The 23,475-nt window shown below is 63.8% G+C and carries 20 protein-coding genes; 4 read left to right on the top strand and 16 right to left on the bottom strand.

Features of this window, described 5'->3' with window-relative positions; all coding sequences use genetic code 11:
• The first annotated feature begins 62 nt into the window (after nucleotides 1-62).
• Nucleotides 63-1,574: a PPE domain-containing protein gene (locus MAB_RS11495; RefSeq protein ID WP_005110755.1), complete on the top strand. Its 1,512-nt coding sequence runs from the start codon at nucleotides 63-65 to the stop codon at nucleotides 1,572-1,574.
• A gap of 43 nt (nucleotides 1,575-1,617) precedes the next feature.
• Here the strand turns inward: MAB_RS11495 and MAB_RS11490 are convergent, their stop codons facing one another.
• From MAB_RS11490 to MAB_RS11465, 6 genes are all read right to left on the bottom strand, one after another.
• Nucleotides 1,618-2,460: a class I SAM-dependent methyltransferase gene (locus MAB_RS11490; protein WP_005086050.1), complete on the bottom strand. Its 843-nt coding sequence runs from the start codon at nucleotides 2,458-2,460 to the stop codon at nucleotides 1,618-1,620.
• A gap of 4 nt (nucleotides 2,461-2,464) precedes the next feature.
• Complete coding sequence (locus MAB_RS11485; RefSeq protein ID WP_005086051.1) at nucleotides 2,465-2,809, bottom strand: VOC family protein; 345 nt, start codon at nucleotides 2,807-2,809, stop codon at nucleotides 2,465-2,467.
• A 27-nt stretch (nucleotides 2,810-2,836) separates the two neighbouring features.
• Nucleotides 2,837-2,986, bottom strand: coding sequence for a ribbon-helix-helix domain-containing protein (locus MAB_RS11480; protein WP_005086052.1), 150 nt, complete (start codon nucleotides 2,984-2,986; stop codon nucleotides 2,837-2,839).
• A 61-nt stretch (nucleotides 2,987-3,047) separates the two neighbouring features.
• Nucleotides 3,048-3,260, bottom strand: coding sequence for an MbtH family protein (locus tag MAB_RS11475; protein ID WP_005086053.1), 213 nt, complete (start codon nucleotides 3,258-3,260; stop codon nucleotides 3,048-3,050).
• Nucleotides 3,241-4,530, bottom strand: a complete 1,290-nt coding sequence (mbtG, locus tag MAB_RS11470) for an NADPH-dependent L-lysine N(6)-monooxygenase MbtG (protein WP_005086054.1) — start codon at nucleotides 4,528-4,530, stop codon at nucleotides 3,241-3,243. Before mbtG ends, MAB_RS11475 begins: the two co-directional genes overlap by 20 nt.
• Nucleotides 4,527-8,903, bottom strand: a complete 4,377-nt coding sequence (locus MAB_RS11465) for a non-ribosomal peptide synthetase (RefSeq protein ID WP_005086055.1) — start codon at nucleotides 8,901-8,903, stop codon at nucleotides 4,527-4,529. Before MAB_RS11465 ends, mbtG begins: the two co-directional genes overlap by 4 nt.
• A 98-nt stretch (nucleotides 8,904-9,001) precedes the next feature.
• On the opposite strand from MAB_RS11465, the gene MAB_RS11460 reads away from it, so the two are divergent.
• Nucleotides 9,002-10,654: a (2,3-dihydroxybenzoyl)adenylate synthase gene (locus MAB_RS11460; RefSeq protein ID WP_005088755.1), complete on the top strand. Its 1,653-nt coding sequence runs from the start codon at nucleotides 9,002-9,004 to the stop codon at nucleotides 10,652-10,654.
• Nucleotides 10,655-10,658: 4 nt separating this feature from the next.
• Here MAB_RS11460 and MAB_RS11455 read toward each other — a convergent pair whose 3' ends face one another.
• The 9 genes from MAB_RS11455 to MAB_RS11415 form a co-directional block, all read right to left on the bottom strand.
• Entirely contained in the window at nucleotides 10,659-11,606 is a 948-nt protein-coding gene (locus MAB_RS11455) for a MerR family transcriptional regulator (protein WP_005088757.1), read from the bottom strand.
• 89 nt (nucleotides 11,607-11,695) lie between these two features.
• On the bottom strand, nucleotides 11,696-13,057 hold the full coding sequence (locus MAB_RS11450) for a salicylate synthase (protein ID WP_005096783.1): 1,362 nt from the start codon (nucleotides 13,055-13,057) through the stop codon (nucleotides 11,696-11,698).
• Between the two features lie 101 nt (nucleotides 13,058-13,158).
• Nucleotides 13,159-15,867 carry a fumarate reductase/succinate dehydrogenase flavoprotein subunit gene (locus MAB_RS11445; RefSeq protein WP_005110750.1) on the bottom strand — a complete coding sequence of 903 codons (2,709 nt, stop codon included), beginning with the start codon at nucleotides 15,865-15,867 and terminating at the stop codon, nucleotides 13,159-13,161.
• Nucleotides 15,867-16,613 (bottom strand): ABC transporter ATP-binding protein, encoded by a 747-nt coding sequence (locus tag MAB_RS11440; RefSeq protein ID WP_005086062.1) that lies wholly within the window; start codon nucleotides 16,611-16,613, stop codon nucleotides 15,867-15,869. The genes MAB_RS11445 and MAB_RS11440 overlap by 1 nt, the downstream gene beginning before the upstream one ends.
• The gene (locus MAB_RS11435) at nucleotides 16,610-17,488 is read right to left on the bottom strand and encodes an ABC transporter permease (RefSeq protein WP_005086063.1); all 879 of its coding nucleotides are present in this window, start codon (nucleotides 17,486-17,488) and stop codon (nucleotides 16,610-16,612) included. Before MAB_RS11435 ends, MAB_RS11440 begins: the two co-directional genes overlap by 4 nt.
• Nucleotides 17,485-18,882 (bottom strand): ABC transporter substrate-binding protein, encoded by a 1,398-nt coding sequence (locus MAB_RS11430; RefSeq protein ID WP_012296526.1) that lies wholly within the window; start codon nucleotides 18,880-18,882, stop codon nucleotides 17,485-17,487. Before MAB_RS11430 ends, MAB_RS11435 begins: the two co-directional genes overlap by 4 nt.
• A 12-nt stretch (nucleotides 18,883-18,894) precedes the next feature.
• A complete protein-coding gene (locus MAB_RS11425; RefSeq protein ID WP_005058882.1) occupies nucleotides 18,895-19,122 on the bottom strand; it encodes a 4Fe-4S dicluster domain-containing protein in 228 nt (75 codons plus the stop codon).
• Nucleotides 19,123-19,130: 8 nt separating this feature from the next.
• Nucleotides 19,131-19,874: a GntR family transcriptional regulator gene (locus MAB_RS11420; RefSeq protein ID WP_005091866.1), complete on the bottom strand. Its 744-nt coding sequence runs from the start codon at nucleotides 19,872-19,874 to the stop codon at nucleotides 19,131-19,133.
• Between the two features lie 203 nt (nucleotides 19,875-20,077).
• Nucleotides 20,078-20,947 carry a LysR family transcriptional regulator gene (locus tag MAB_RS11415; RefSeq protein WP_005088772.1) on the bottom strand — a complete coding sequence of 290 codons (870 nt, stop codon included), beginning with the start codon at nucleotides 20,945-20,947 and terminating at the stop codon, nucleotides 20,078-20,080.
• 59 nt (nucleotides 20,948-21,006) lie between these two features.
• On the opposite strand from MAB_RS11415, the gene MAB_RS11410 reads away from it, so the two are divergent.
• Together MAB_RS11410 and MAB_RS11405 are read left to right on the top strand one after the other, a co-directional pair.
• Nucleotides 21,007-22,164, top strand: a complete 1,158-nt coding sequence (locus MAB_RS11410) for a flavin-dependent oxidoreductase (RefSeq protein WP_005091867.1) — start codon at nucleotides 21,007-21,009, stop codon at nucleotides 22,162-22,164.
• A gap of 103 nt (nucleotides 22,165-22,267) precedes the next feature.
• The gene (locus tag MAB_RS11405) at nucleotides 22,268-22,579 is read left to right on the top strand and encodes an SDR family NAD(P)-dependent oxidoreductase (protein ID WP_005086073.1); all 312 of its coding nucleotides are present in this window, start codon (nucleotides 22,268-22,270) and stop codon (nucleotides 22,577-22,579) included.
• A 24-nt stretch (nucleotides 22,580-22,603) separates the two neighbouring features.
• On the opposite strand, the gene MAB_RS11400 is transcribed toward MAB_RS11405, so the two are convergent.
• Nucleotides 22,604-23,317, bottom strand: a complete 714-nt coding sequence (locus MAB_RS11400; RefSeq protein WP_005110745.1) for a siderophore-interacting protein — start codon at nucleotides 23,315-23,317, stop codon at nucleotides 22,604-22,606.
• Between the last annotated feature and the right edge of the window lie 158 nt (nucleotides 23,318-23,475).

The following is a 23,475-nucleotide window of genomic DNA, read 5'->3' as shown; positions in this document are numbered from 1 at the left end:
GGAACGGGCGGTTCGGCCCGAATACGGCACGACCGAGCACGTGAGCTTGCGGGGCTAGCTGGATGTCGGCCCCAATCTGGATGGCATTTCCCCCCGAGGTGCATTCGGCGCTACTCGGCGCGGGACCTGGTCCGGGTCCACTGCTGGCGGCGGCGGCGCAATGGCACGCGCTGTCGTATGAATACTCAATGGCCGCAACAGAACTGACTCAACTACTGGGAGTGACAGCGGCAGGAGTATGGCAAGGATCCAGCGCCACGCAGTACGTGGCCAGTCACACGCCGTACCTGGCCTGGCTTACTCAACAGAGCGCAACGAGTGCCGCCAACGCTGCACTGCACGAGACCAGCGCAGCTGCCTACACCACGGCCCTGGCAGCGATGCCGACATTGCCCGAGTTGGCGACGAACCATACTGTTCATGGCATCTTGGTGGGCACCAACTTCTTTGGGATCAATACGATCCCAATTGCCCTCAACGAAGCCGACTATGTTCGAATGTGGGTGCAGGCCGCTACCACGATGGGTGTCTACCAAGGAGTTTCGAGCACCGCGGTGGCCGCAGCCGCGCCCACCACCACCTCTCCATTAATCATGCCCCCTGGCAGCGAGTTGAGCCGGATGGCCGCCGATATGTCCGGATTCGCCGCACAGGCGCAGGCCACCGAATCCGGCTCGGCGCTGGACAGCAGCAACAGTGTTATTGATCAGCTGTTGAATTTCTTCCGCGACCCGCTGGGCACACTGCGCCAGATCATCGAGGATTTCATCCGAAATCCTGGGGCCGCGCTAGCCACCTGGCTGCCTTTCCTGCTGGTACTCGCATCGATGACGTATGTGCTTTTTGCGCAGGTGTTTTGGCTGTTCTGGGCAGCGTTGCTTTCGGCGCCTCTCTGGTTGCCACTACTGATCTTGGCGGCCTGGCAGTATCTACAACCCCCCGCCGTCGACGCGGCTCCGGCCGACGAAATTCGGCCCGAGCTAGGCAGCACCGTCAATGGCCAGCGAGAGCACATAGAGCCCCTCCCTGCAATCGCATTGGCTCCCACGGCCACACCGGTACCGACCGCAAGTGCGTCGGCCCCCTCGGCCCCGGCACCGGCCCCCGCACCGACTGCCGCTGGCGCCGGGTTTGCGCCATATCTCGTAGGGGCGATACCCGACGAACCACCCGCCATCCAGTTCGGACCGACGCTCAATGAGGGCAACAAGGCCCAGGCGCCGGCCTCCGGGATCTCTGCCGCGGCAGCGGCGGCAGCGTCTGCCCGCTCGCGGGCACGACGTAAACGTGGTGCACGGGTGAAAGACCCAGCCCCGCAATACATGGACATGAACGTGACAGTCGATGCCGACTACGGTGAGCCGCCCGGATCGGCACAGCGCCAAAGCACCGCCTCGGCTCGTGGTGCCGGACATCTCGGATTGGCCGGCACCAGTCCAAAGACCACGGCTACCGCTGCAGGTCTTGTCGCGCGCGGCAGTGCCGGCAGCGACACCGATGTGCCGGAAACCGCCCGGATCGTGCCCATGATCCCCACCACGTGGAGTACAGATTCTGATGAAGCTATCGACTGAGCCGGGGTTAACCGACGGCTAGCTTGCATGTCACGACCATCGGTCAGACAGTTGCCACCAGGAACTCCTCGGCAGAGAGTCCGGCGGCGGGCACATAGCGCTCAATCAGTTCGCGGCCGGACACGTATGAGGCTTGCGCAAAACCGCATTCGCGAGCTAGCGAGAGCATCTCCTCGGGAGCGAAGAAGCTCAGCCACGGCGTACCGGCGGCGGCTGCCCTGGCGACGATCAGTTGCCGAACGGTGCGCGCGCTCTCGTTGAGCAGCGCATCCGGCAGCAGGAAGGTCATCGCCAACGTGGAACCCGTTGCAAGTGAGGCACATTGACGTAATGTCGCAACGATGGCCGCACGGGTCAGATACATGCTGACGCCCGTGGACGCGACCACGGCGGGTCTACCGGAGTCGAATCCCGCGATCTCCAGTTGCTCCCGCCAACATGCTCCTGCCTCGAAGTCCACGGGGACCAGCCGCTGCCAACGTGGTATCTGGAAGCCGCAGTCGGTCAGCCGTTTTCTTTTCCAGGCCTGCGTCTCGGGCCGATCGACTTCAAAAACTGTGAGCCGCTCGCCCGCATCGGGATGCCGCTGCACGAACGTGTCCAGCCCTGCCCCCAAAATGACGTATTGCCCCACGCCCTCCGCCGCACGACGTTTGACGAGATCCTCGACAAAGCGAGCCCGGGCCACCATGCCCAAGCGGGAATCGACAGTTCCATGCGGATCCATATCGGGACGTTCACGCCAATCCTCTTCGGGCGCCGCCAATTGCAGGCCAACGAGGTCGGTCAGCACATGCGGCGGTGGATCGAGTTCCACGTGCAGAGCCCGCCACAAGGCGGTACGTAGCGCCGTGTGGTCTGGCTTCCCTGCGGCGGGGTTGCTCACGAGATCACTCGCCGATTGGGGCCTGAAGACTAAGAACTCTGCCGTCGGGGTCTCGCACCGTCATCGCCCGAGAACCGAAGTGTGTTTCCTCGAATTGGGTCACGACATCGAGGACAGGGTCGGCGACGAACGCGTCGGCAGCTGGCACCTTGAAGACCAATTGTGTTGCTGTTGGCTCGCTCTCGGGTATTTCGGCGATAAACAGGTACGGACCGGTCTTGTTGCGCAGTTGACCCGAATTGTGGTCGGTCTCGAAGTCAAGTTCGTAACCGAGTGCTTGGTAAAACCGGGCAGCCCTGCCCCAGTTGTGCGTTGTCAGGAATACCGCTTCGATGCCATCGGTGCTCATCAAGCCTCCTTCAGAAGTCGCCACTGTCTACCGTTCATCGGAGTCGAGGTAGTCGCGCAAGGCCTCTGCCACAAGCGCCGACAGCGACATGTCCGTCTCGATGGCGCGGTGTTTGACCTGACGGATCAAACTCAACGGCAGATAGACGTTGAACTGCTTGACTCCCTCATCTCCCATGATGCTAGCATGCTAGCACGGTGGGAAAGCGTCCGTGCCGAGGACCTCACCATGGAACTCCCTATCCCGCCATCACGTCGCGCAGGCTCTTGGGTCGCATATCGAGCCAGTTGGCCTCGACGTATTCCACACAGTCAGCCCGCGAGGCCGCACCGAAGACCACTCGCCACCGCTCCGGGATCTCGATGGCGTTGGGCCACAAACTGTACTGCTCCTCGTCGTTGACCAGAACGTAGAAGGTGCCGTTCTCGTCATCAAATGGGTTGGTACTCAACAATTTTCCTTTCACGACGAACCGAATCGGTGCCGCTGTGCCCACCGAGCACTCGATCTGACAACAACCCGAGACAGCTGAGATTGGGAAACCCCGGCCCCTGAGTCAGACCCGAAAGCGTCGGAAGAATGAGCTTGGGCGTGAGGCCGTTGACGGACAGATCGTGTCCGAGCGATTCCTGCAACACGTTGCCGTCCACCGGAGCACCGAGCTTGAGCTCCATGAGATCAAGGGCACTCTGGTCGAACAACGGCAGGAACCAGAGTGCGTCAGCGCCCGCCCCGTCGATCACCAGATCGAAGCCGTGCACGGTTTCGGACGGCTCCCCAGCACGGTCGCTGCGCAGCGTCAGCCTGATCCGGTCATCCAGCGCGACCGCATGAGCGACCCGGCCGCGCAGATGCCGGATGCGGTCGTCGGCCAGCAGCGAGTCCTGCACACGTGCTGAGAAAACCCCACGGTCGGTCCGGTTCAGCGCGTCGCGGCGCTCCTCCATCGTGTGGTGCAGCCATCCGGTCGGATCACTGAACAGCGCGTTCTCGAAGTACCCTTCACCACGGGTAAACAGCGTGACGCCTGGCGAGATGACGGTGACGGTGGAAACCCGGTGTCCGAATAGTTCGTTGAGTACCGAGGCGGCGGTCTCTCCGCCACCGATCACGGCAACGCGCTCAGCGGTGAGCCGCATGGGGCCGGCACAGCGACGCCAGAATTCAGCGATGGACAAGACATTTGGATGCTCGGGCAGCACGGAACGTTCCGGTTGACCGGGCCCCGTCACCATCACGGCATCGGCCGCGATGGCACAGTCCTTGGTGCCGACAACCCATCGGTCGTCGTCAATCGACAATCCCGTCACTTCACCGTGTACGACCTTCATATCGACCGTGTTGGCCACCCATGTCAGGTAGTCGGCCCACCGCTTGTGCGTCGGCGCCGGCTTATCGCGGTCGACCCATTCGGCGAATTGACCGGTGGCGACCAGGTACGACTGCCAGCTCAGCCGCATCATCCGGGCGTCGATCTCGGCGTTACGCCCCGGAAGAATGGCGGATCGATACGGAAAGCCCACATCCTTCTCGGGGCTGGTGCCCAGTCGGTGCTGCCCATCGGTCCAGCCGCCGCACGCCTGCCAGTTGGCGCCAACCTGCTGGCGTTCGATCGCCACCACGTCGGGCACGTCGACACCGCATTCGCGCAGTACGGCTGCCTTCGCGGCCACCGCGACCGCCTTGGCGCCCGCACCTATCACTGCCAATGTCGACGTCACCATTGCTCCTTTGCCAGAATTCCCAGCTGTTCGTGCCATATCGCTTGCAGTTGGGTGACCTCCGCGCGACTGAGTACCTCCGGAATCGCGCGCCACAAGGTCCCTACGACCGGCCCCTCGGTCGTCTCCATGATCAGCGCCGCGATGGACAGCTCATGACGTACCGACGAATCGGGCTCCGGAACAGGAGAACCCAATACCGAGAGCCATTCGTCCCGTTGCAGGAGGTCTCCTTCAAATCCCGCGTCATGTCCCAGATAAGTCAGCAATACCTGCGGATCGCGGTACTTGCGCAATACCGCCCTGGTGTCGCCTCGCAAATAGCGCAGCAAGCCGTAGTCGATACTCCGCCCCGGCATCGCCCGATACTGCTGGGCGATACGCTCCACCAGAGGACGTGGCCCGACCGCGAGCGGATCGGTGCCGCCGAGGCGCAACGGATACACCGTGCTCAGCGGCCCCACCGTTGCCGCGGTGGACTCGCCACGGCCGGGAATCTGAATCGCCAGTAGAGGCTCTACCGTGGCCTGGCCCCGCCCACGGCGCCACTGGGCTATGGTGCGCGCCACCGCCGCCGCAAGGAGCCGTTCCATCGGCACACCGGAATTCAGCAGCAGCTCACTGACTCCGACCGGGGCGGCTTCAGCGGTTATGGCCACCTCACTGTCCCGATCCGTCTCGGGAGCGATCCTGCGCGAACCGATGTCGGGATCGTCACCGTCAAGCTGAGCAACCCAGAATGGCAGGCTGTTCACGTCGCGCGCCTCGGCCGCCAGCGAATTCGCCCACTGCCGTAGGCCGATGCTCGTCTGATCGACATCCGATGGCACCTGATGCGCCACGGCCTGCCAGCGCGCTTCCAGCTCGGACATGATGACGCGCCAGGAAATGGGATCAGCCGCCAGGTGGTGCACCGCCAGGATGAGAACTCCCGGCTCGTTGTCCGGGTGCAGCCACACCGCCGACAACATCCAACCTTGCTCCGGGTCAAGGCGATCCACTGCACGCGCGATCTCCGCGGCTGCGGCGACAGATGGATCCGCCGCGACGATCTCGACAAATCGTAGCGCCGGGCGCGCGCGCGGCACCAGCGTCATGCTCTCTCGGTCCAGCCGGCTGTGCAGTGCTTCATGTTCTCCGACAACGGCGCCGAGCAGCTGCTCCAATGCGGCCCGGTTGACGCCGTCATGGAGGCGGAAGACACAGGTCACCGCGAGCCTGCGGGGGTTTCCGTACTCGTAGAGGCTGTGCCCGCCCGGCAGCAGCGGAATCGGTTCGCCCTCGGGCGCACTGTCCACCGAATCCGCTGTGCTGCCCATGTGCTGATCTATCAGTTCGGCCAAGCTCGCGACGGTACCCCGGCGCAGGATCTCGCGAATATCGATCCGTACTCCATACTCGGACAGAATCGTGGCAGAGAGCTTGCTCGCGAGCAAGGAATGGCCGCCGAGGGACTCGAACGAGTCGTCGATACCCACCACGGCTGTTCCGAGTACCTGCGCGAAAAGCACGGATACCGCACGTTGTGTCGGTGTTTGGGCCTCACGCCGTTCCGTGACGGTCCCGCTGTCGGGTGCCGGTAGCGCATCCCGGTCGATCTTGCCGTGCGGGGTGATGGGAATCTCGTCCAGCACAACGTATGCGGCCGGAATCATGTAGTCGGGCAGGGCCGCCGAGATCCTGGAGCGGATCCGGTCGATATCGACCACGTGTCCGCCGATCGGTGTCAGATAAGCAACCAGGCGCTTACCGAGGTGCGGCAGTTCGTCCACCACAACCAGCGCCTGACTCACACTGGGATCAACCTCGATGGCCGATGAGATCTCACCGAGCTCGACACGGAATCCCCGGATCTTCACCTGCTCGTCGGCTCGCCCGACGAACTCCACATCTCCGCCGGCGTTGCGGCGCGCCAGGTCGCCGGACCGATACATCCGCTGCCCGGGAGTAAAGGGGTCGGCGATGAAGCGCTGCGCGGTAAGAGCAGGGGCGCGGTGATATCCACGCGCCAGATGCGTTCCTGCGATGTATATCTCACCGATAGCACCCACCGGAACCGGGCGCAGAGTCTCGTCAAGAATGTGAATCTGAGTGTTGATCTTGGGAGTACCGATCGGTACGGTCCGCGTGCCCTGGATCCCACGGACCTTGTAGCGCGAGGCGTTGATGATGGCCTCCGTCGGGCCGTAAAAATTGTGCAGCGAGGCATCAAAGGTGGCGTGGAATTTGTCGGCAACCGGCCCCGGCAGTGCCTCGCCGCCTACCGGCACGCGGCGTAGCGATTTCCACTGCGTCACTCCCGGAAGTGACAAGATGAGCCCCAGCAGCGAGGGCACCATGTGCATCGAGGTGACGGCCTCACTGTTCAACAGGGCCGTCAGATAGGCGACGTCGGTGAGCCCGCCCGGACGCGGAATGACCAAGCGTCCACCACAACTGAGAATCCCGAAGATCTCCCCTATCGACACGTCGAAACTCGGCGACCCCACCTGTAGCACGCGATCTGATCCACCGACACGATATTCGGCACGGAACCAGTTGAAGTACTCGGTAAGAGGGCGGTGCGTAACCGTTACGCCCTTAGGCATGCCGGTTGAACCGGATGTATAGATCAAGTAGGCGGCATTGTCTGGCGTCAATGGCCGCACCCGATCGGAGTCAACCGGTTCGCGGGCATCGAACTGATCGAGACCGGTCACCGGCTCCCGGATCACCAGCCGGGGCTGTGCGTCGGCAAGAATATGCGCAATGCGGTCGGGGGGATACTCCGGATCGATTGGCAGGTATACCGCGCCCGCCTTGGCGATGGCCAGCGCGGTGATGATCAAGTCTGGGGACTTGTCGAGAAGAACCGCGACGTGATCCTCTGTACCGATCCCCTGCTCGATGATCCAGTGCGCCAATCGATTCGCCAAATCATTGGTCTCCCGGTACGAGTAATGACGCCCCTCGTACACGACCGCGACGGCATCTGGCTGTGCACCCGCCCGCTCGGCCACCAGTTCGCCGAGGGTGGCAGGCGGCGCTTCGAACCGTTCACCCGACGATGCGGCCCACAACCACTGCGCCTCACGGTCATCCATGAGATCCACGGCGCCCACCATGCGGTCCGGATCTGCCAGTACGGCTTCGAGCACATTGGCAAAATGCCGCAGCAGCTGCGTAGCCATCCGCTCGTCCAGCACCGTGACCAGATACTCGGCCACCACGTCAGCGCCGCCGGACTTCACCTCCACGGTCAAACCGAGTGGAACATATGCCACATGGCTTTCGAATGCCGCTTTTTCACAACGGATTCCGGGCGGACAGAACAACTCGGCAGAATCGGTAGCCATGGAGAAACCAACTCGCGGTACCACGCGATCCAGACTGACTCCCTGATGCGCCATCCCATCCAGGGTGGTCCGCCGCACCCGGGCCAACAGATCCTTGAAGCTTTCGTCAGCGCGTGGCCGCATACGCAGTGGGAGGACGTTGCCGAAGTGCCCGATGCGGCCACGCGCATGGGGATCGAGGGCAGGCACCGGCGAGGCCACGATGAAGTCATTGGCGTGTGTGTACCGATGCAGTAGAACCGAATACGCCGCCAACAGCACCGCATGGGGCGTGGAACCCGAATCGCGCGCAAGTCGCTCGACCTGCTCCATCACCGATACGGAAAGATGTGCGGTACAACGCGCCGCCTTCCAATCGGTTGGCACCACCGCACCGTTGGGCCCCGGAAGCTCTAACGGTTCAGCGGGATTCGACAGTTCCTCGCGCCAATAGTCCACTGCCGCATCGCCGGGTCCGCCCTGCTTCGGCGCCGAGGACAGCGGCTCCGAGATACCGCCGTGGACATAGGCTGCGGTCAAATCGGCCAGAAAGACCTGCCATGATTCGTCATCCCAGCCAATGCGGTGGGCGACCACAAGCATCACATACTCCGCCGAGCCGGTACGGATGACGGTGACACGCAATGGCGCTTCCGTGGCCAGATCGAACGCGGTGCCGTATTCACGCTGCGCCAGCACGGCCAGCCGCAGCTCCTGTGCGGTACCGCCAAGGTCGGTCACATCGTGCTCGATCCATCGAGCCTGCAGATCGCTGTGCAGCACGGCGACCGGATGGCCATCGGCACCGGCATGGACCGTGGTGCGCAGCGCCGCGTGACGAAGCACGACCGCGGCGACCGCCGCACGCAGCTTGTCTACATCGAGTTCACCGTGGAGCCGATAGGACCGGCACAGGTTCATCAGAACTGGCGTCACACCGTGTGCGAACCAGATACGGTGCTGCCCCGCGGACAGGGGCATCGCGGCTATACCGAGGCCTACCGGCGCTTCCCCGCTGGTAACGCCCACCTCGACGTCACCATCGCTCACGGTGCGCACTCGATCTCACCTCGCGTTTTCACTATTAGTACAGGCTGCCCTAACTACGAGGAGGCTACCCTATCTAGACTGCGAGGGGTCACCCACGAGGAGCCCCGATGACTCAGCCCAGATCGACCACCACCGCGTCGTCAGCCGCAACCCCCGCACTGGATGGTTTCGTCCCGTTTCCCTCGGTACGCGCCGACGAATATCGCCGGGCCGGGTACTGGACGGGCAACACCGTCGAATCGCTGCTTCGCGTGTCCGCGGCCAGGCGGCCATGCCATCCGGCTGTGATCGACGAACACCGCGCGCTGAGCTATCGAGAACTGGACGAGGCAGCCGACAATGCCGCACACGCCTTCCTCCGGCTGGGGATAGCGCCCGGCGATCGGGTGCTGCTCCAACTCCCCAATCGGGCATCGTTTGCCGTCGCGCTATTCGGCTTGATGCGTGCCGGCGCAATACCCGTGATGTGCCTTCCCGGGCACCGGGCCGCCGAACTGTCCCACTTCATCGAGGTGGCCGACGCTGTCGGATTGGTTATCCCCGATTCGGCCGGTGGATTCGATTACCGCGCGCTGGCGGTCGCGCTGTCCCAGCGGCATCCGCGCCTGCGCACGGTGGTCGTGGAGGGTGATGCGGGCCCCTTCGCATCCTGGACGTCGCTGCTGAAAAGTGTTGAGCCGCAGGGTCCGCTACCTACCGTGCAGACGGACACTCCTGCCCTACTGCTGGTGTCCGGCGGCACCACCGCAGCACCCAAGCTGATCCCTCGCACCCACGAGGACTACGTCTACAACGCCACACAGGCAGCACGGGTCTGCGGTCTGACCCAGGACGACGTTTACCTCGTGGCACTGCCCGCCGGCCATAATTTCCCCCTGGCTTGCCCGGGCTTGCTTGGTGCGATAAGCACCGGTGCGACCACGGTTTTCCTCTCGGATCCGAGTCCGGAGTCGGCTTTCGCGACCATCGCTCGCCATCGAGTGTCGGTGACGGCAGTGGTGCCATCGCTTGCACAGCTATGGGCTCAAGCCACCGCGTGGGAGCCGGTGCTGCCGGAAACACTGAGGCTGCTCCAGGTTGGTGGCGCCAAACTCGGCGCCGACGACGCACGAGCGGTACGAGAGTCGCTCACCCAGGGACTGCAACAGGTTTTCGGCATGGCAGAGGGCCTGTTATGCCTCACACAGCCAGGCGATCCCACCGATATCCTGGATAACAGCCAGGGCCGTCCCATGTGCGACGCGGACGAGGTGCGCATAGTCGACGAGGACGGCGCCGACGTCCCCGCCGGAGAAACCGGGGAACTGCTCGTGCGTGGGCCATACACCCTCAACGGGTACTACCGCGCCGACGCCGACAACATGCGCTCGTTCACTGTCGACGGTTTCTATCGCAGCGGTGACCGGGTACGCGCACTACCGGGCGGTTATCTGGAAGTCACCGGACGCATCAAGGATGTCATTCTCCGTGGCGGGGAATCCATCGCCGCGTTGGATCTCGAATCGCACTTGCAGACCCATCCGGCGGTCTACGCCGCAGCGGCGGTGGGCCTTCCCGATCAGTATCTTGGCGAGATTGTCTGTGCTGCAATTGTTTTCAAGGGAAAACCGGTCGCCGCCGCCGAACTCAATCAGCATCTGCAAGCCCGTGGCGCCGCGACCCATTCACGCGTCGACAAACTGGTCGCCGTTTCCGCACTGCCACTGACCGCTGTGGGCAAGATCGACAAGCGAGCGCTGCTGGCCTCCCTGACGGGCTAGGCCGTCAATCCATCGGGTGCGATGTCAACCACTCAAGCACCTGCTGGGCATGTGTATCCGGCGGAAAGATCGGATAAAAGACCTGCTCAATGCGCCCGTCTCGGACAACAAGTGTGATCCGCGCGTAAAGACGCGGGTGTCCGACGGCGGCGAACGTGGGCAGGTGCAGTGCCTCTGCCAGTGTGAAGTCCGGATCCGAAAGCATGTGGAACGGCAGCCTGAGCCGTCGGACAACCTCCGCCTGGTAGTCGGTATCTTGGCTCGATAGTCCCCAAACCTGTTGTGCGCCAGCCGCGCGCAGTTCATCGAAATGATCGCGAAAGCCGCACGCCTCGGTGGTGCAGCCGCGTGCCCCCGGTATGGCGTCCCAGCCCTCTGGGATGTCGAGGCCGGGACGGCCCGTCAGTGGGTACAGATACAACACTGTGCGCCCCTCGGGTAGCCCGCGTAGCCGGACCGCACACCCGCCAGTTGCCATCAAGGTCAGGTCCGGCAGAGGCCGGTCTTGCAGGTGGTCGGCGGCGCCATCATCGACCGGCACCGGCAGGCCGAAGGGAAGTTCGGTGTAATCATCCATGTTTCGGGGCTCCTCGGTGAAGGTTCTCGCCGCGGCCGCATCCAGCCGCGCCGCGAGGATCCGACGGCGCATGATCAATGAAGCGATGCTCTGGTCCAGAGCCGCGATGCTGTCCCGATATGCGGCGAGCGCCGACGGACAGTCATCGCTGTGGTCATGGCCCTCGCGCAGGCACTCGATGAACGGACGCGCCAGCGAGGGCGAAATTCCAGCCGCGGCAAGCGATCGGATCTCACCGACTATCTGTAGGTCATCATCGGTATAGTCCCGATACCCATTGCCCAGGCGCGACGGCATCACCAGACCGAGGCGCTCGTAGTAGCGCACGGCCTTCAGCGATACACCCGCCCGGCGGGCCAGCTCGGAAATCTGCATGCTTAATCCTCACCGGGACCGTAGACCCTGCCCTCAGGGGTAGGGTCAATCCGGGCGAGGCGGCGGCGCGGATAGTCAGTCGCGAAGAGCTATGCCTCGCGCTTGATCACGTACGGGGCAATACTGCCGAGCTTCTCGCAGGTCTCCTCGAACTCCCGCTCGGGGGTGGATGCCTCGATGATGCCTGCACCGGCCCGCAGCCAGGTGTGGCCGTCCTGTTCGTAGGCCGAGCGCAGTGTCAGCGCGGCGTCCAAGCCGCCGTTCGGCGACAGCATGACAACCGCACCGGAGTAAAGGCCGCGCGGGTGATCATCGAGCCGAAGGATGGCGTCGACACCTTCCGCCTTCGGGATGCCCGAAGCCGTCACGGCAGGAAACAGCGCCTCCAGCGCATCCATCCGCGTCATGCCGGCACTCAGCTCACCACTGACTGTCGATCCCAGGTGCTGAACACTGCCACGCTCACGCACGGTCATGAAGTCGGTCACCTTGGTACTGCTGGGATCCACCACCTCGGCGATCTCGGCAAGCGAGCTTCGCACTGAGATCGCATGCTCGACAATCTCTTTCGCATTCGATTCGAGGTCATCGCGGGCGACACGGTCTGCGTCCTCACCACGTCCGAAGGCACGGGTTCCCGCCAGCGGCTGGGTGACAACAGTTCCGTCGGCCTCGACCGCGGTGACGAGCTCTGGGCTGTAGCCAAGAGCTCGTATACCTCCGAGCCGTAATAGGAAGGAACGAACCGGTGTGTTGTTATGCCGTCCAAGACGGTAGGTGGACGGAAAGTCCATGGCGAAAGGCACTTCTACCCGCCGCGACAGGATCACCTTGTGGTACAGGCCCGACCGGATCTCGGCGGTCGCGATGCCGACACGCCCCCGATAATCGGATGGGTCCGGGGCCAGATCGATCGAGGCCGGAGCCGGAATCGCCGGTACGCCCTGCTCGATCAGCCGGCTGATGTCCTCCACATAGCTCTCATCAGAGACCGACACCCCGTCCGCAGTGATCACGACCTCGGCGCGGGGAGCGAAGACCCGAGCCAACGGCGTACCAGGAGCCAGCCGGTGCTGAAGATTGAATCGGTAGGTGCCGAACTCAAAGGCGACCCATCCAAAAACTCGATGCGTGCCGTCGGAGATCTCGTTCACGGCCTGTTCGAGGGCAGCCCCTGGGTGTCCGGACCAATCGCGTTTCTCGATGGTTCCGTCCCGGACGATACGCAGTCCGTCACTGTCGAGCTCAACGGAGGCGCGCGCGCCGATGGCGAGTACCCATTCGCCATCGCGCTCGTAAATCAAGTATTCGTCGCCGTGGCGCTCCGGGATTTCCTGCGCGAGCGCACCGGCGAGGTCGGCCGGGGCAAAGCCATCCGGCAGTCCCTCCTGCACAGAAACCCAGGTCCGGGCGCCGGTATCGGGATCTACAACCGCACTCATCTTCGACACCTGAGTAAGCCTAGCCTATGCTAAGTGCCCCCGGAACCCGCCCGTAACATGACCTCCGCCACGTTGCCGGACGGAATCCACTGTGCTTGGGATCTCCCGAATCAGACGGACGCAAGTGCCTGTCGCGCATAGGCTCTCACATCCGCATCACCATCCTGAAGCGCACCCGTCAGCGCCTCCCGCACAGCGGGCTCCGTTGACACCCATCGGCTCAGGCTAAGTACCGCCGACTTGCGCACATCCAGATGTGTATCGGCCAATGCCCGCACGAGTGCGGACACGGCTTGCCCGGGGGACGCCCCCGCCAGGGCGCGCACTGCTCCTTGACGGATCTGCCAAGCCGGAGCCTTCAGCGCCTGTTCAACCGCATGGAGAATCTCGTCGTCGACCCCCAACTCGCCGAGAGCGGTGAGCGCGGCGGCCCTCACCAGCGGGTCACCGTCATGTACCAACGCCCGCACCGCCTCGCCTCCGGCGGACAGCTTGGCAAGTCCGTTGGCGACGGCGATCCGTACTTCACGATTCTCGTCCGTGGCCGCGGTGGCGACGGAACCCGCATCATCCACCGAGACCAGCGCCCGCACGGCTTCGATCCGGACCCGGTGATCGGGGTCGCGCAGCGACACAACATAGGCAACCGGATCGCCGACACGTCGGGCACTGGCTACATACAGCGCGGTGCTGCGCACCAACGGATCGGGAGCGCCGACGTAACCGCGAATCGCAGCTGGGTTCTCCAGCATCTCGACCAGTTCACGCAGCCCCTCGGCGGCAGTACGGCGAACCGAAGAATCGTTGTCGCTCAACGCATCCAGCAGAGCCGCCTCATAGCCGACGGGAATATGTTCGGTCAATGAGGCAATCGCGGTGCGCCGCACACCCGGATCGTCATCGGTCAAGTACTGCAGCAAGTCCTGCACCGTGGGCGCCTCCAATGCGAGCACCGCGGCGATCCGTGGCGACGGAGGCTGCTCCGCGTCCATCGTGATGGCCGTGGTGACCCGAGTCGCCGGGGCCTTGGCACCGAGCAGCTCGGGCTGATGCACCGCGATGGGCGCCGTTTCCCCCGAGGGAAGATCGTCCAGACCCGGGACCGGGACGAAATACGGTGCGACCGGCCGCTTCACAAAATCCATGCCGTCGCCGCTCTTGCGCAGGTTGAGGTGGTAGCGCCAGTTATCGTCGTCGCGATCCGGCAGGTCAGCCCTGTCGTGATACAGGCCCCACCGCGACTCAGTGCGCGTCAGCGATGAGCGTGCCGCCATTTCGGCGCAGTCCCTGATGAACGACACCTCGGCGGCCCGCATCAACTCATGCGGGGTACGCGCCCCGATCTGGCCCACCTCCTCGGCCATCCGCTCGAATGTCTGAACTGCCAAAGACAGTTTGGCCGCCGTCTTGGGCGGAGCCACGTAGTCATTGACGAAGCGACGCAGCTTGTATTCGACCTGCGGCTGGGGTGGGCCGTCGGGGTGGCGCAGCGGACGGTAGATCAGCTCATGCGCCTCTTTGAGCTGATCTACCGGTAGCTCAAGTGGTGCAGGCGTTTTCGACAGTATGGAGGCCGCGTGCTCACCGGCCAGGTCGCCGTATACGAAGGCGCCAATCATGTAGTTGTGCGGCACACAGGCCAGGTCACCCGCGGCATACAGACCCGGCACCGTAGTGCGGGCATGTTCGTCCACCCATACTCCCGAGGCGGAATGCCCACTGCACAAACCAATCTCGGAGATGTGCATCTCGATATCGTGCGTACGATAGTCGTGTCCACGATTGGCATGAAAAGTTCCGCGGGTCGGCCGCTCAGTGGTATGCAGGATATTTTCCAGCGCCGACAGCGTCTCCTCGGGCAGATGGGTGACTTTCAGATAGATAGGGCCCCGCGCCGACTCGATTTCATTCTTGACCTCCGTCATCATCTGGCCTGACCAATAATCGGAGTCGACAAAACGCTCGCCTTGCGCATTCACCTGATACCCGCCGAACGGGTTGGCGACATACGCGCATGCCGGACCGTTGTAATCCTTGATGAGTGGGTTGATCTGAAAACACTCGATCCCCGACAGCTCGGCACCGGCGTGGTAGGCCATCGCGTACCCGTCCCCGGCGTTGGTCGGATTCTCATAGGTGCCATACAGATAGCCGGACGCCGGGAGGCCAAGGCGGCCACAGGGGCCGGTCGCCAAGATCACCGCCTTCGCCCCGACCGTCACGAATTCGCCGGTGCGAGTGTTGAAGCCCGCCGCACCGACGGCTCGGCGCTGCTGTCCCCCGTCGCCGCCCTCGCCCAGTGCCTCGGTCAATATCCGCACCGGCATGACCCGATTCTCGATGCGGATCTTTTCGCGCATCGACTTCTGCCGCAGCACGCGGTACAGCGCCTTCTTGACGTCCTTGCCCTCGGGCATGGGCAGCACATAGGAGCCCGACCGGTGCACCCGGCGCACCGCGTACTCGCCGTGCTCGTCCTTCTCGAACTTGACGCCGTAGCGCTCCAGGCGCTGCACCATAGCGAATCCGCGCGTCGCTGTTTGATACACAGTGCGCTGATTGACGATTCCATCATTGGCGCGGGTGATCTCCGCGACGTAATCTTCTGGCTCGGCCTTACCGGGAATGACGGCGTTGTTGACACCATCCATACCCATCGCCAGGGCACCGGAGTGCCGCACATGCGCCTTCTCCAGAAGAAGCACCTGTGCCCCATTTTCGGCAGCCGTCAATGCCGCCATGGTGCCGGCAGTACCACCGCCGATCACCAGCACGTCACAGTCCAGCCGGATGGCGCTGTCTAGTTCGGGGGTCTCCATTAGGCAACAAGCTCCGTATGATTCAGTGCGGCAAGGATTTCAGTGCGTAGACCACTGCGGTCGATATCGGCCTCACGAGGTTCGGGCACGTCCAAGAGTGCCCGCAATGGCTGCCCCGCCCTGCCCAGGACGACAATGCGATCCCCCAGTAGCAGCGCCTCATCGACATCGTGAGTCACGAACACCACCGTGGTGGGATGACTGCGCCAGGTGTCGATGAGCAGACGCTGCATGCTGGCACGGGTCTGGGCATCCAGCGCCCCGAATGGCTCGTCCATCATGACCGCACGTGGAGCTCCCGCGAGACCGCGGGCGAGCTGGACACGCTGGCGCATGCCACCCGAGAGGCTCTTGGGCAGATAGTTCTCGAACCCGGTCAGGCCCACATCGTCGATCCAGGACTGCGCCGCCTCGCGCCGCCCCTGACGAGCGATACCACCCAGCTTCAACGCCAGTTCTATGTTGGATCGCACTGTGCGCCAGGGCAACAAAGCGTTATCTTGGAAGACCATGGCTCGGTCGCGCGAGGTGGTGACCACCGTCTCGCCGTCGGCGCGGATGGTTCCCGCATCGGGCTTGAGCAGCCCCGCCAGGGCGCGCAGCACAGTGGACTTGCCGCAGCCCGAAGGGCCGGTCAGAACCAGTATTTCCCCAGGTTGCACCGTGAGACTGAGGCGGTCCACGACGGTACGTCCGCCGTAGCCGAGCCTGACCTCGTCGAGAACCAGAGCGGAAGCGCGTGTCATGAACGGGCCTCCTGCGCGCGAGGCAACCAGCGCGTGACGCGACGCCCCACCAATTCGATGGCGGCGGATGTCACGAACCCCAGCACGCCAATGGTGATGATGCCCACGAAGACGTCCGGATACGCCAACACCGTGTATGACTGCCACGTGCGGTACCCGACTCCCAGCCGGCCCGAGATCATTTCGGCAGAGACAACGCAGATCCAAGCGACGCCGATACCGACAGACAGCCCGCCAAAGACCCCGGGAAGGCTGCCGGGCAGCACCACCCGCAACAGCACATCCCAGCGGCTGCCGCCGAGGGTGCGGACCGACTCCTCCCACAGCGTCGGCAAGGCGCGCACCGCATGCCGGGTGCTGACCATGATCGGAAAGTACGCGGCGAGGAAGGTGATGAAGACAATCCCGGCCTCATCGCTGGGGAACAACAGGATGGCCACGGGCACAATCGCGATCGCCGGAATGGGCCGTGCGAGTTCGGTCAACGGACCAAAGATGTTGGCGAACAGCGGCGAACGCCCCAGCCAGATACCGGTGATGACGCCCAAGACCGCGGCGAGGCCGAAGCCGGTGAGAATCCGGATGGTGGACTGGCCGAGGTCCAGCCAATACTGTTCGGTGCCAATGCGCTTGGTAAGCGCGGCGACAATCTCGGTGACGGTCGGCAGGGTGTCGAACCTCAATCCAAAGCGCACCTTGTTGGCCGTCAGGAGTTGCCAGAGCAACACCGCAGCTGCCACCGACGATGCCCGGACACCCCAAGCGAAGTATCTAGAACCGGTACGCCGGGCGGTTGCCACCTCGCCGGTTCGGTCGTCGACGGGCGTTACCGCAACCGTTCGCGGACGGGTTTCCAGAATGGGCAGGCTGCTCATGACGCGGCCGCCAATGCCTGTGCGTAGTCCAGCGGCCTGGCACCCGGGTGTGCGGCGACGTACCGGGCCGCGCCCGCGCCGGTGGTGAACGGGTGGAGCCCGGCCGGATCCTGAACCCACCTGGCGTGGTCGGCAAACCAGCGAGTGCCCAATTCGGTATCGGCGACGTAAGCCGCACGGACTTTCCGGCCGGCCGCATTGGCCGCGTTGACGGCCTTCAACAGCTCCTGGGCCGTGGGATACACCTGGGTGGAATCTTTCCCGTCAAACCAGATCTCGGCGGCCTGTCCCGGATCAGCGCCATCGGCCGGGTGCAGCACCAATGGATTGACCATGGCGGCCAACTCGGTTTCATAGTTCTTCGCACGAGTCGTGTATGCCTGGCGCAGTGGTCCGTCGTGGACAAAATCGTCGATATTGAGGTCGGCGAAGTCGCCGATCGATTTCAGATAGGGCACATCGCTTGTGAATGCCTCGATGAGCGACGGCTTGAGGGTGGCGTCGAACGAGGTCCCCCCGGGCCCGTTGTAGAGGTACACCACTTCCTGGGGTAGGCCGCTGCCCTCAGCCACGATGCGTGCCGCTTCCAGGGACTTCTCGTGAATGAAGTCGGTGGCATCGAGCTGAGCCTGCAGGAAGGCGTCAAGCACCTCGGGGTGCTGAGTGGCGTAGTCGCGGCGCACCACGACACCGTGGAATGTCGGAACATTCAGCTCGGCACCGTCGTAGAGCAGCTTGGCCTTGTTCTGAAAGACCAGTAGGCCCGGCCAGGCGACGAACTGCGACAACGCCTGCACCTGGCCCGATTCCAAGGCCGAGGCGCCGACCTGTGGTTGCTGATTGAGAACCTCGACGTCCCTGGTCGGGTCGAGTCCGTCATTGCGCAGCGCGCGCACCAGGGTGCCATGCCCCGCGGAACCGACGCTGGCCGACACCTTCTTGCCCTTCAACTCAGGCAGTTCAGTGATCGCTGAATTCGGGGGAACCACAACCATGTTGAGCGAACCCTTAGCGTTGTAACCCGTGATTGAAACCAGCTCGGTGCGCGCCTTCTCATTGGCCTGAGTCTTGGAGCCGTTGATCAGTAGCGGGTAGTCGCCCATGGAACCGATGTCGATCTTCTCGGCCAGCATCTGCGCGGTGATCGGGGCTCCGGTGTCGTAATCCTGCCACTGCACGGTGTACTTGGTGCCGGTGCGCGAAGTGAGGTCACCGAGTCGCTTCTCCAGATAACCCTGGGCGCGTAGCAGCGTGCCCGCCGTGACGGTGTTGATGGTCTTGGACTGGTATCCGATAACCACAGTCACCTCCTGGGACGAACCGGAGCCGGAGTCCAGCGAGCAGCCGGTCGCGAGGGCGATGAGCATGGAAGCGAGAAGGGCTGTTCTCTTCATGGAGGTCCTGACTTATCGAAGTAGATAGGGCATGTTGACGGTGACAGCGCCGGTTGGGCATCGGGCCGCGCAGGGGCCGCAATACCAGCATTCGTCGACGTGCATGAAGGCCTTACCGTTTTCTGGATTGATGGCCAATGAATCGAGCGGGCAGATGTCGACGCAGAGTGTGCAGCCGTCGATACACAGCGATTCGTCGATGGTTACCGGGACGTCGATGCGGTTGTTGACCAGCGTCATGAGAATCCTCAAATATCCCTTAGTAGATTGCTGCGCAAGGTGATTCGATCCCCACGCATTCTGATGTACTCGAGGTCGACGGGGGTTCCGTCGTCGAGATGGGTCAATCGCTCGAGGAGCAGCAGCGGAGCACTATCGGGCACCTGCAGCGTCGCGGCCGAGTGCGAGTCCGCGGCAACGGCTTCCAGCGCGAGGTTGGCCGAGCCCAGTCGGCGCCCGGTGACGCGTTCGATCAACGCGAACACGTCGTTGGTCTCCAGCTGATGCTCGATGACCGCCTCTCCCACGTCCGGGGTGAGATAGGTCTTGTCCAGGCTCAGCGGGAGATCACCCAGATAGCGCAAGCGCTCGATGAAGATGACGCGCGCGCCCGGATCCAGCCGCAACCTATGGGCGACAGCGGGCGGGGCGTTTACCTCCTGGATGACTCTCACCTCGTTACGCACCTCGCCATAGCCCTTGAAGGTCTCCTTGAGCCCAAGCAGGGCATCCAGCCCGTGTTCGTACTTGCGCAACGCGACATGGGTTCCGGTGCGGGGCCCCCGCTCAATGAGGCCCTCGTCCTTGAGCGTGGTCAGCGCCTCTCGCACGGTGTTACGTGAGACGAAGAACTCGGCCGCCAACGCGTGCTCGCTCGGCAGACCACCCTCGGCGTAGCCACCGGCGTGAATCTGATGACGCAACACGTCGGCGACCAGCCGCGCCTGATCGGCACGCGGGCGGCGCAACGGTGTGGGCTCGGCAGCGGCCACGACTCCTCCTGACGTGAATCAACCTCGCCCACACGCTAAAGGCCTGCTCAGCGGCTACCTGCTGGGTGAAATGAACATCTGTCAGGTCCGTTCCAATGCGCCGGTGCACACCACCTGCGACCTGCTGCGCACCACCCCGAGTGGGCCATTGCGCCACCATGGCGTCCGGCGCCGGGTTGCATTCAGGGTGATCGGAACCGCGGTCAGAGAACGGCGCGAGCGCGCTCCAGAAAGGCGCGCGCCGCCGGACCGACCGGACCGTCAAGGCGCCATGCCAATGCCAGCCGCCCGCGCAGCGCGGGCCGGATGTCCAATGCCAGCACCCCGGCCCGGTTTCGCACGTATGGAGCAGGCACCACCGCGATGCCGAGGCCCTGTTCTACGAGACTTACCAAGGCTCGCGGCGAACTCGCTTCAAAGGCCACATTCGGGCTGAGCCCGAGCGACCGGCATTCGGACTCCAGGATGGACCGAACGCCACTACCGGTGGGCAGGCAGATCAGGGTGTGCTCGCACAATCTTTGCAGCGTGATCGTGCGCCGTGTCGCCAACAGATCATCGGCCGCGACCGCCGCCACCAAGGGTTGGTCGTCAATGACTTGTAGACCCAGCCCCGCGAGCCGTTGTGCCCCCAGGGCCACGATCGCTCCGTCCAGCCGGCCCTCGCGCAGCCCGGCAACAAGCTCCTCGCACCCGGCTTCGGTGAGGGTGATCGAGATGGCGGGATGGTCACGATGAAACGCCGAAAGCAATGAGGAGAGATCTGCGCCGTGTGATGTCACGGTTCCGAATGCGATATGCCCCCGGATGAGTCCGCCGATCTCGTCAGCCGCCTCACGCACACCGTCCACAGCGGCGAGCGCGGCTCGCGCGTAGGGAATCACCGCCTTGCCGGCATCGGTAAGCCGGACTTGGCGCCCCGATCGATCGAACAAGTCCTGCCCCAGTTCGCGTTCCAGAAGCCGGATTTGGGCGCTCACGCCGGGTTGGGCGACATGCAATGCGGCGGCCGCCTTCGTGAAGCTCGATGTGTCGGCCACCGCCAGCAGATAGCGCAGCTGGTGAATCTCCATAAGTACAGGTTATAGGTCTACTAACCAATAGATCTTGGACTTCTGAACCGCCTCCTCCGATGCTGGAACATATGAGCACAGACAAGACATCGATCGTGGTTGCCGGGGCCGGCATCGGCGGCCTTGCGTCGGCCCTGACCTTGCACGCCGCGGGTTTTGAGGTGGTGGTGCTGGAGAGCGCGCGTGAAGTCAAACCGCTCGGCGTCGGCATCAACATGCTGCCGCACGCCGTGGGTGTACTGACCGAGCTTGGGTTGGGTGAACGGTTGACCCGCATGGGAATCGCCACCACCGAGATCCGGTTCTGCGACAAGCACGGCACCGTGCTGTTCACCGAACCGCGGGGCCTGGCAGGCGACTACCCGCACCCGCAGATCTCGGTGCATCGCGGACGATTGCAACTCATGCTGCTCGATGCGGTGCGGAAACGCATTGGCCCACAGGCAGTTCGAACAGCTAGCCGGGTTCTCGGCTTCGAGAGCGACGAGGCCGGTGTGCGGGTGCGCACGGCTACCGGGGACATCGAAGCGGCCGTCCTGGTGGGCGCCGATGGCGTGAACTCGGCGATCCGCGCGCAATTACATCCGGCAGATCGGCTGCACTGGTCGGGGGTGCGGATGTGGCGCGGCGCCTCGGATGTCGGCCCGTTCCTCACCGGGAAGACCATGGTCGTCGCGCATGACGACACCGATCACGAACTCATCGCCTACCCGATCAGCGATCGCACCGTGAACTGGGTAGCCCTCGCGCGCACCAATCCCGCCGGGGAGTTGCCCGCCGGAGCACGATGGAATGACCCCGCCACCGCCGATGAGGTACTCGATCACTTCCCGGGCTGGGATTTCGGCTGGCTGGACCTCGACAAGATGATTCGCGGTGCCGAATACGTCGTGGAGTACCCCATGGTCGATCGCGACCCCTTGCCGCACTGGGGCCGCGATCGAGTCACCCTATTGGGTGACGCCGCACATCCCATGTACCCCTTGGGCGCCAACGGCGGATCGCAATCCGTTGTCGACGCCCGCGCCCTGGCGGTGGCGCTGGCCGGACACCCCGGCGATCCCGCGGGCGGGCTGTCCGCGTACGAGTCCCAGCGGATCGCCGCCACACATGAGGTGGTGCTGGCCAACCGCGCGATGCTGCGATCTTGGGGTGACCAGTCCCCGGAGGGGCTTCGGAAGACGGCTCAGTCCTACCGGCGGCGCACGAGGGCATGACCAATCGCGGACTCGACGTGAATTCAACCAACCGCTGAGGTCATCCAACCAATCCACATGACGCTCACATCCTGGTTCCAGGAATCGCTGGCTCAATGGAGGCATGCAGATCCACGCGAACCCGGACCAGGATGTGGTCGTCGTCCTCAACGCCGACGCTCCCAACGGCCGCCAGGTCGTCCAGATACTGGTGCGCAACGGGCACCGGGTCGTCATCTGCGCGCGGCACGCCTCCGACCTCACCAAGATGCTTCATGGCTACGACGCCGATCGGGTGATGGCCATCGCAGCCGATGCCACCGACCCCCGGCAGCTCCGCGAGGTGTGCCGGCGCGCCACCGATCGGTTCGGCACCGTCACCACGATCGTGGACACTGCCGGCCGGCAGATGCCGCATCTGCGGCTTGCCTCGTAGAACGGATCGGGTGCGCCGCCGGCCCTATGCCATCCAGTAGGCCTGGACCTTCATCGAACGGCGCGGGATGCCGTAGTCGTCCTTGAGGACACGAGCGACGTGCCGGGTGGTCCGGGTGTCACAAGCGACCCACGCGAAGTATCCCGAGGCGTCGAAGGCCGCGGCACGCACAACGTCGACGAGCGGTAGACCGCCGTCGCGATCTACCCAGACCACTTCGCGGGCGACGGGTAGCGTCTTGTCGCTCTCATGGGCGGCTTCCAGAAATATCGTGGCCGGGCGGTTCCCGATCGCCGCGAGCAGCGAGTTGATCGCGGGTAGCGATGCGGTGTCGCCAACGATCACGTAGCCGCGAGGAGACGGTTCCGGGAGCGCGAAGCTACTGCCCAGGACGGTCCCCTCGATGGTGTCGCCGCTGCGCGCCGTCCGCGCCCAATCCGCGGCCAGCCCGTCGTGCAATGCGAATTCGATATCGGTGGTATCAGCCACCGAATCGGGGTTGACCAGTGTGTATGCACGTTGATGCAGCTTCTCCCCGTCCGAGAACCACAACCGGATCCACATAGTGGGGTGAGCTTCACGGCGGCGCAGCAACCCACCCGCCGCGAAGCTGATTCGCACATAGTGATCCGTCAGTTCGCTACGCCCCGTAACTGTTAGCTGGTAGTCGCCGACTCGGAACAATTTGAGGACGGCTCCCTGCCATCCACGTGTCGGTTGCGTCACTGTGTTCGGCATTACACACCCTCGATTCGTCACCGTAGCGATTAGTTTAGGCTAGCCTAACTATGCCCCTCAGAATAAGGCTAGGGTTAGCTATCGACACTTAGGTAAGGGAATGCTAATCTCTTGCCGAACAAGCAACGGTGCCATGAATAAAGGCGGTAGATGAGTAC

This window comes from Mycobacteroides abscessus ATCC 19977 (assembly GCF_000069185.1).
Classification (GTDB): domain Bacteria; phylum Actinomycetota; class Actinomycetes; order Mycobacteriales; family Mycobacteriaceae; genus Mycobacterium; species Mycobacterium abscessus.
This window is presented reverse-complemented; position numbering and strand designations above follow the sequence as displayed.

Bases quoted from the DNA above. Each gene is read 5' to 3' on its own strand.
- MAB_RS11495 (WP_005110755.1), top strand. From the start codon at position 63: ATGTCGGCCCCAATCTGGATGGCATTTCCCCCCGAGGTGCATTCGGCG.
- MAB_RS11485 (WP_005086051.1), bottom strand. From the start codon at position 2,809: ATGAGCACCGATGGCATCGAAGCGGTATTCCTGACAACGCACAACTGG.
- MAB_RS11480 (WP_005086052.1), bottom strand. From the start codon at position 2,986: ATGGGAGATGAGGGAGTCAAGCAGTTCAACGTCTATCTGCCGTTGAGT.
- MAB_RS11460 (WP_005088755.1), top strand. From the start codon at position 9,002: ATGACTCAGCCCAGATCGACCACCACCGCGTCGTCAGCCGCAACCCCC.
- MAB_RS11455 (WP_005088757.1), bottom strand. From the start codon at position 11,606: ATGCAGATTTCCGAGCTGGCCCGCCGGGCGGGTGTATCGCTGAAGGCC.
- MAB_RS11445 (WP_005110750.1), bottom strand. From the start codon at position 15,867: ATGGAGACCCCCGAACTAGACAGCGCCATCCGGCTGGACTGTGACGTG.
- MAB_RS11440 (WP_005086062.1), bottom strand. From the start codon at position 16,613: ATGACACGCGCTTCCGCTCTGGTTCTCGACGAGGTCAGGCTCGGCTAC.
- MAB_RS11435 (WP_005086063.1), bottom strand. From the start codon at position 17,488: ATGAGCAGCCTGCCCATTCTGGAAACCCGTCCGCGAACGGTTGCGGTA.
- MAB_RS11430 (WP_012296526.1), bottom strand. From the start codon at position 18,882: ATGAAGAGAACAGCCCTTCTCGCTTCCATGCTCATCGCCCTCGCGACC.
- MAB_RS11425 (WP_005058882.1), bottom strand. From the start codon at position 19,122: ATGACGCTGGTCAACAACCGCATCGACGTCCCGGTAACCATCGACGAA.
- MAB_RS11415 (WP_005088772.1), bottom strand. From the start codon at position 20,947: ATGGAGATTCACCAGCTGCGCTATCTGCTGGCGGTGGCCGACACATCG.
- MAB_RS11410 (WP_005091867.1), top strand. From the start codon at position 21,007: ATGCTGGAACATATGAGCACAGACAAGACATCGATCGTGGTTGCCGGG.
- MAB_RS11405 (WP_005086073.1), top strand. From the start codon at position 22,268: ATGCAGATCCACGCGAACCCGGACCAGGATGTGGTCGTCGTCCTCAAC.
- MAB_RS11400 (WP_005110745.1), bottom strand. From the start codon at position 23,317: ATGCCGAACACAGTGACGCAACCGACACGTGGATGGCAGGGAGCCGTC.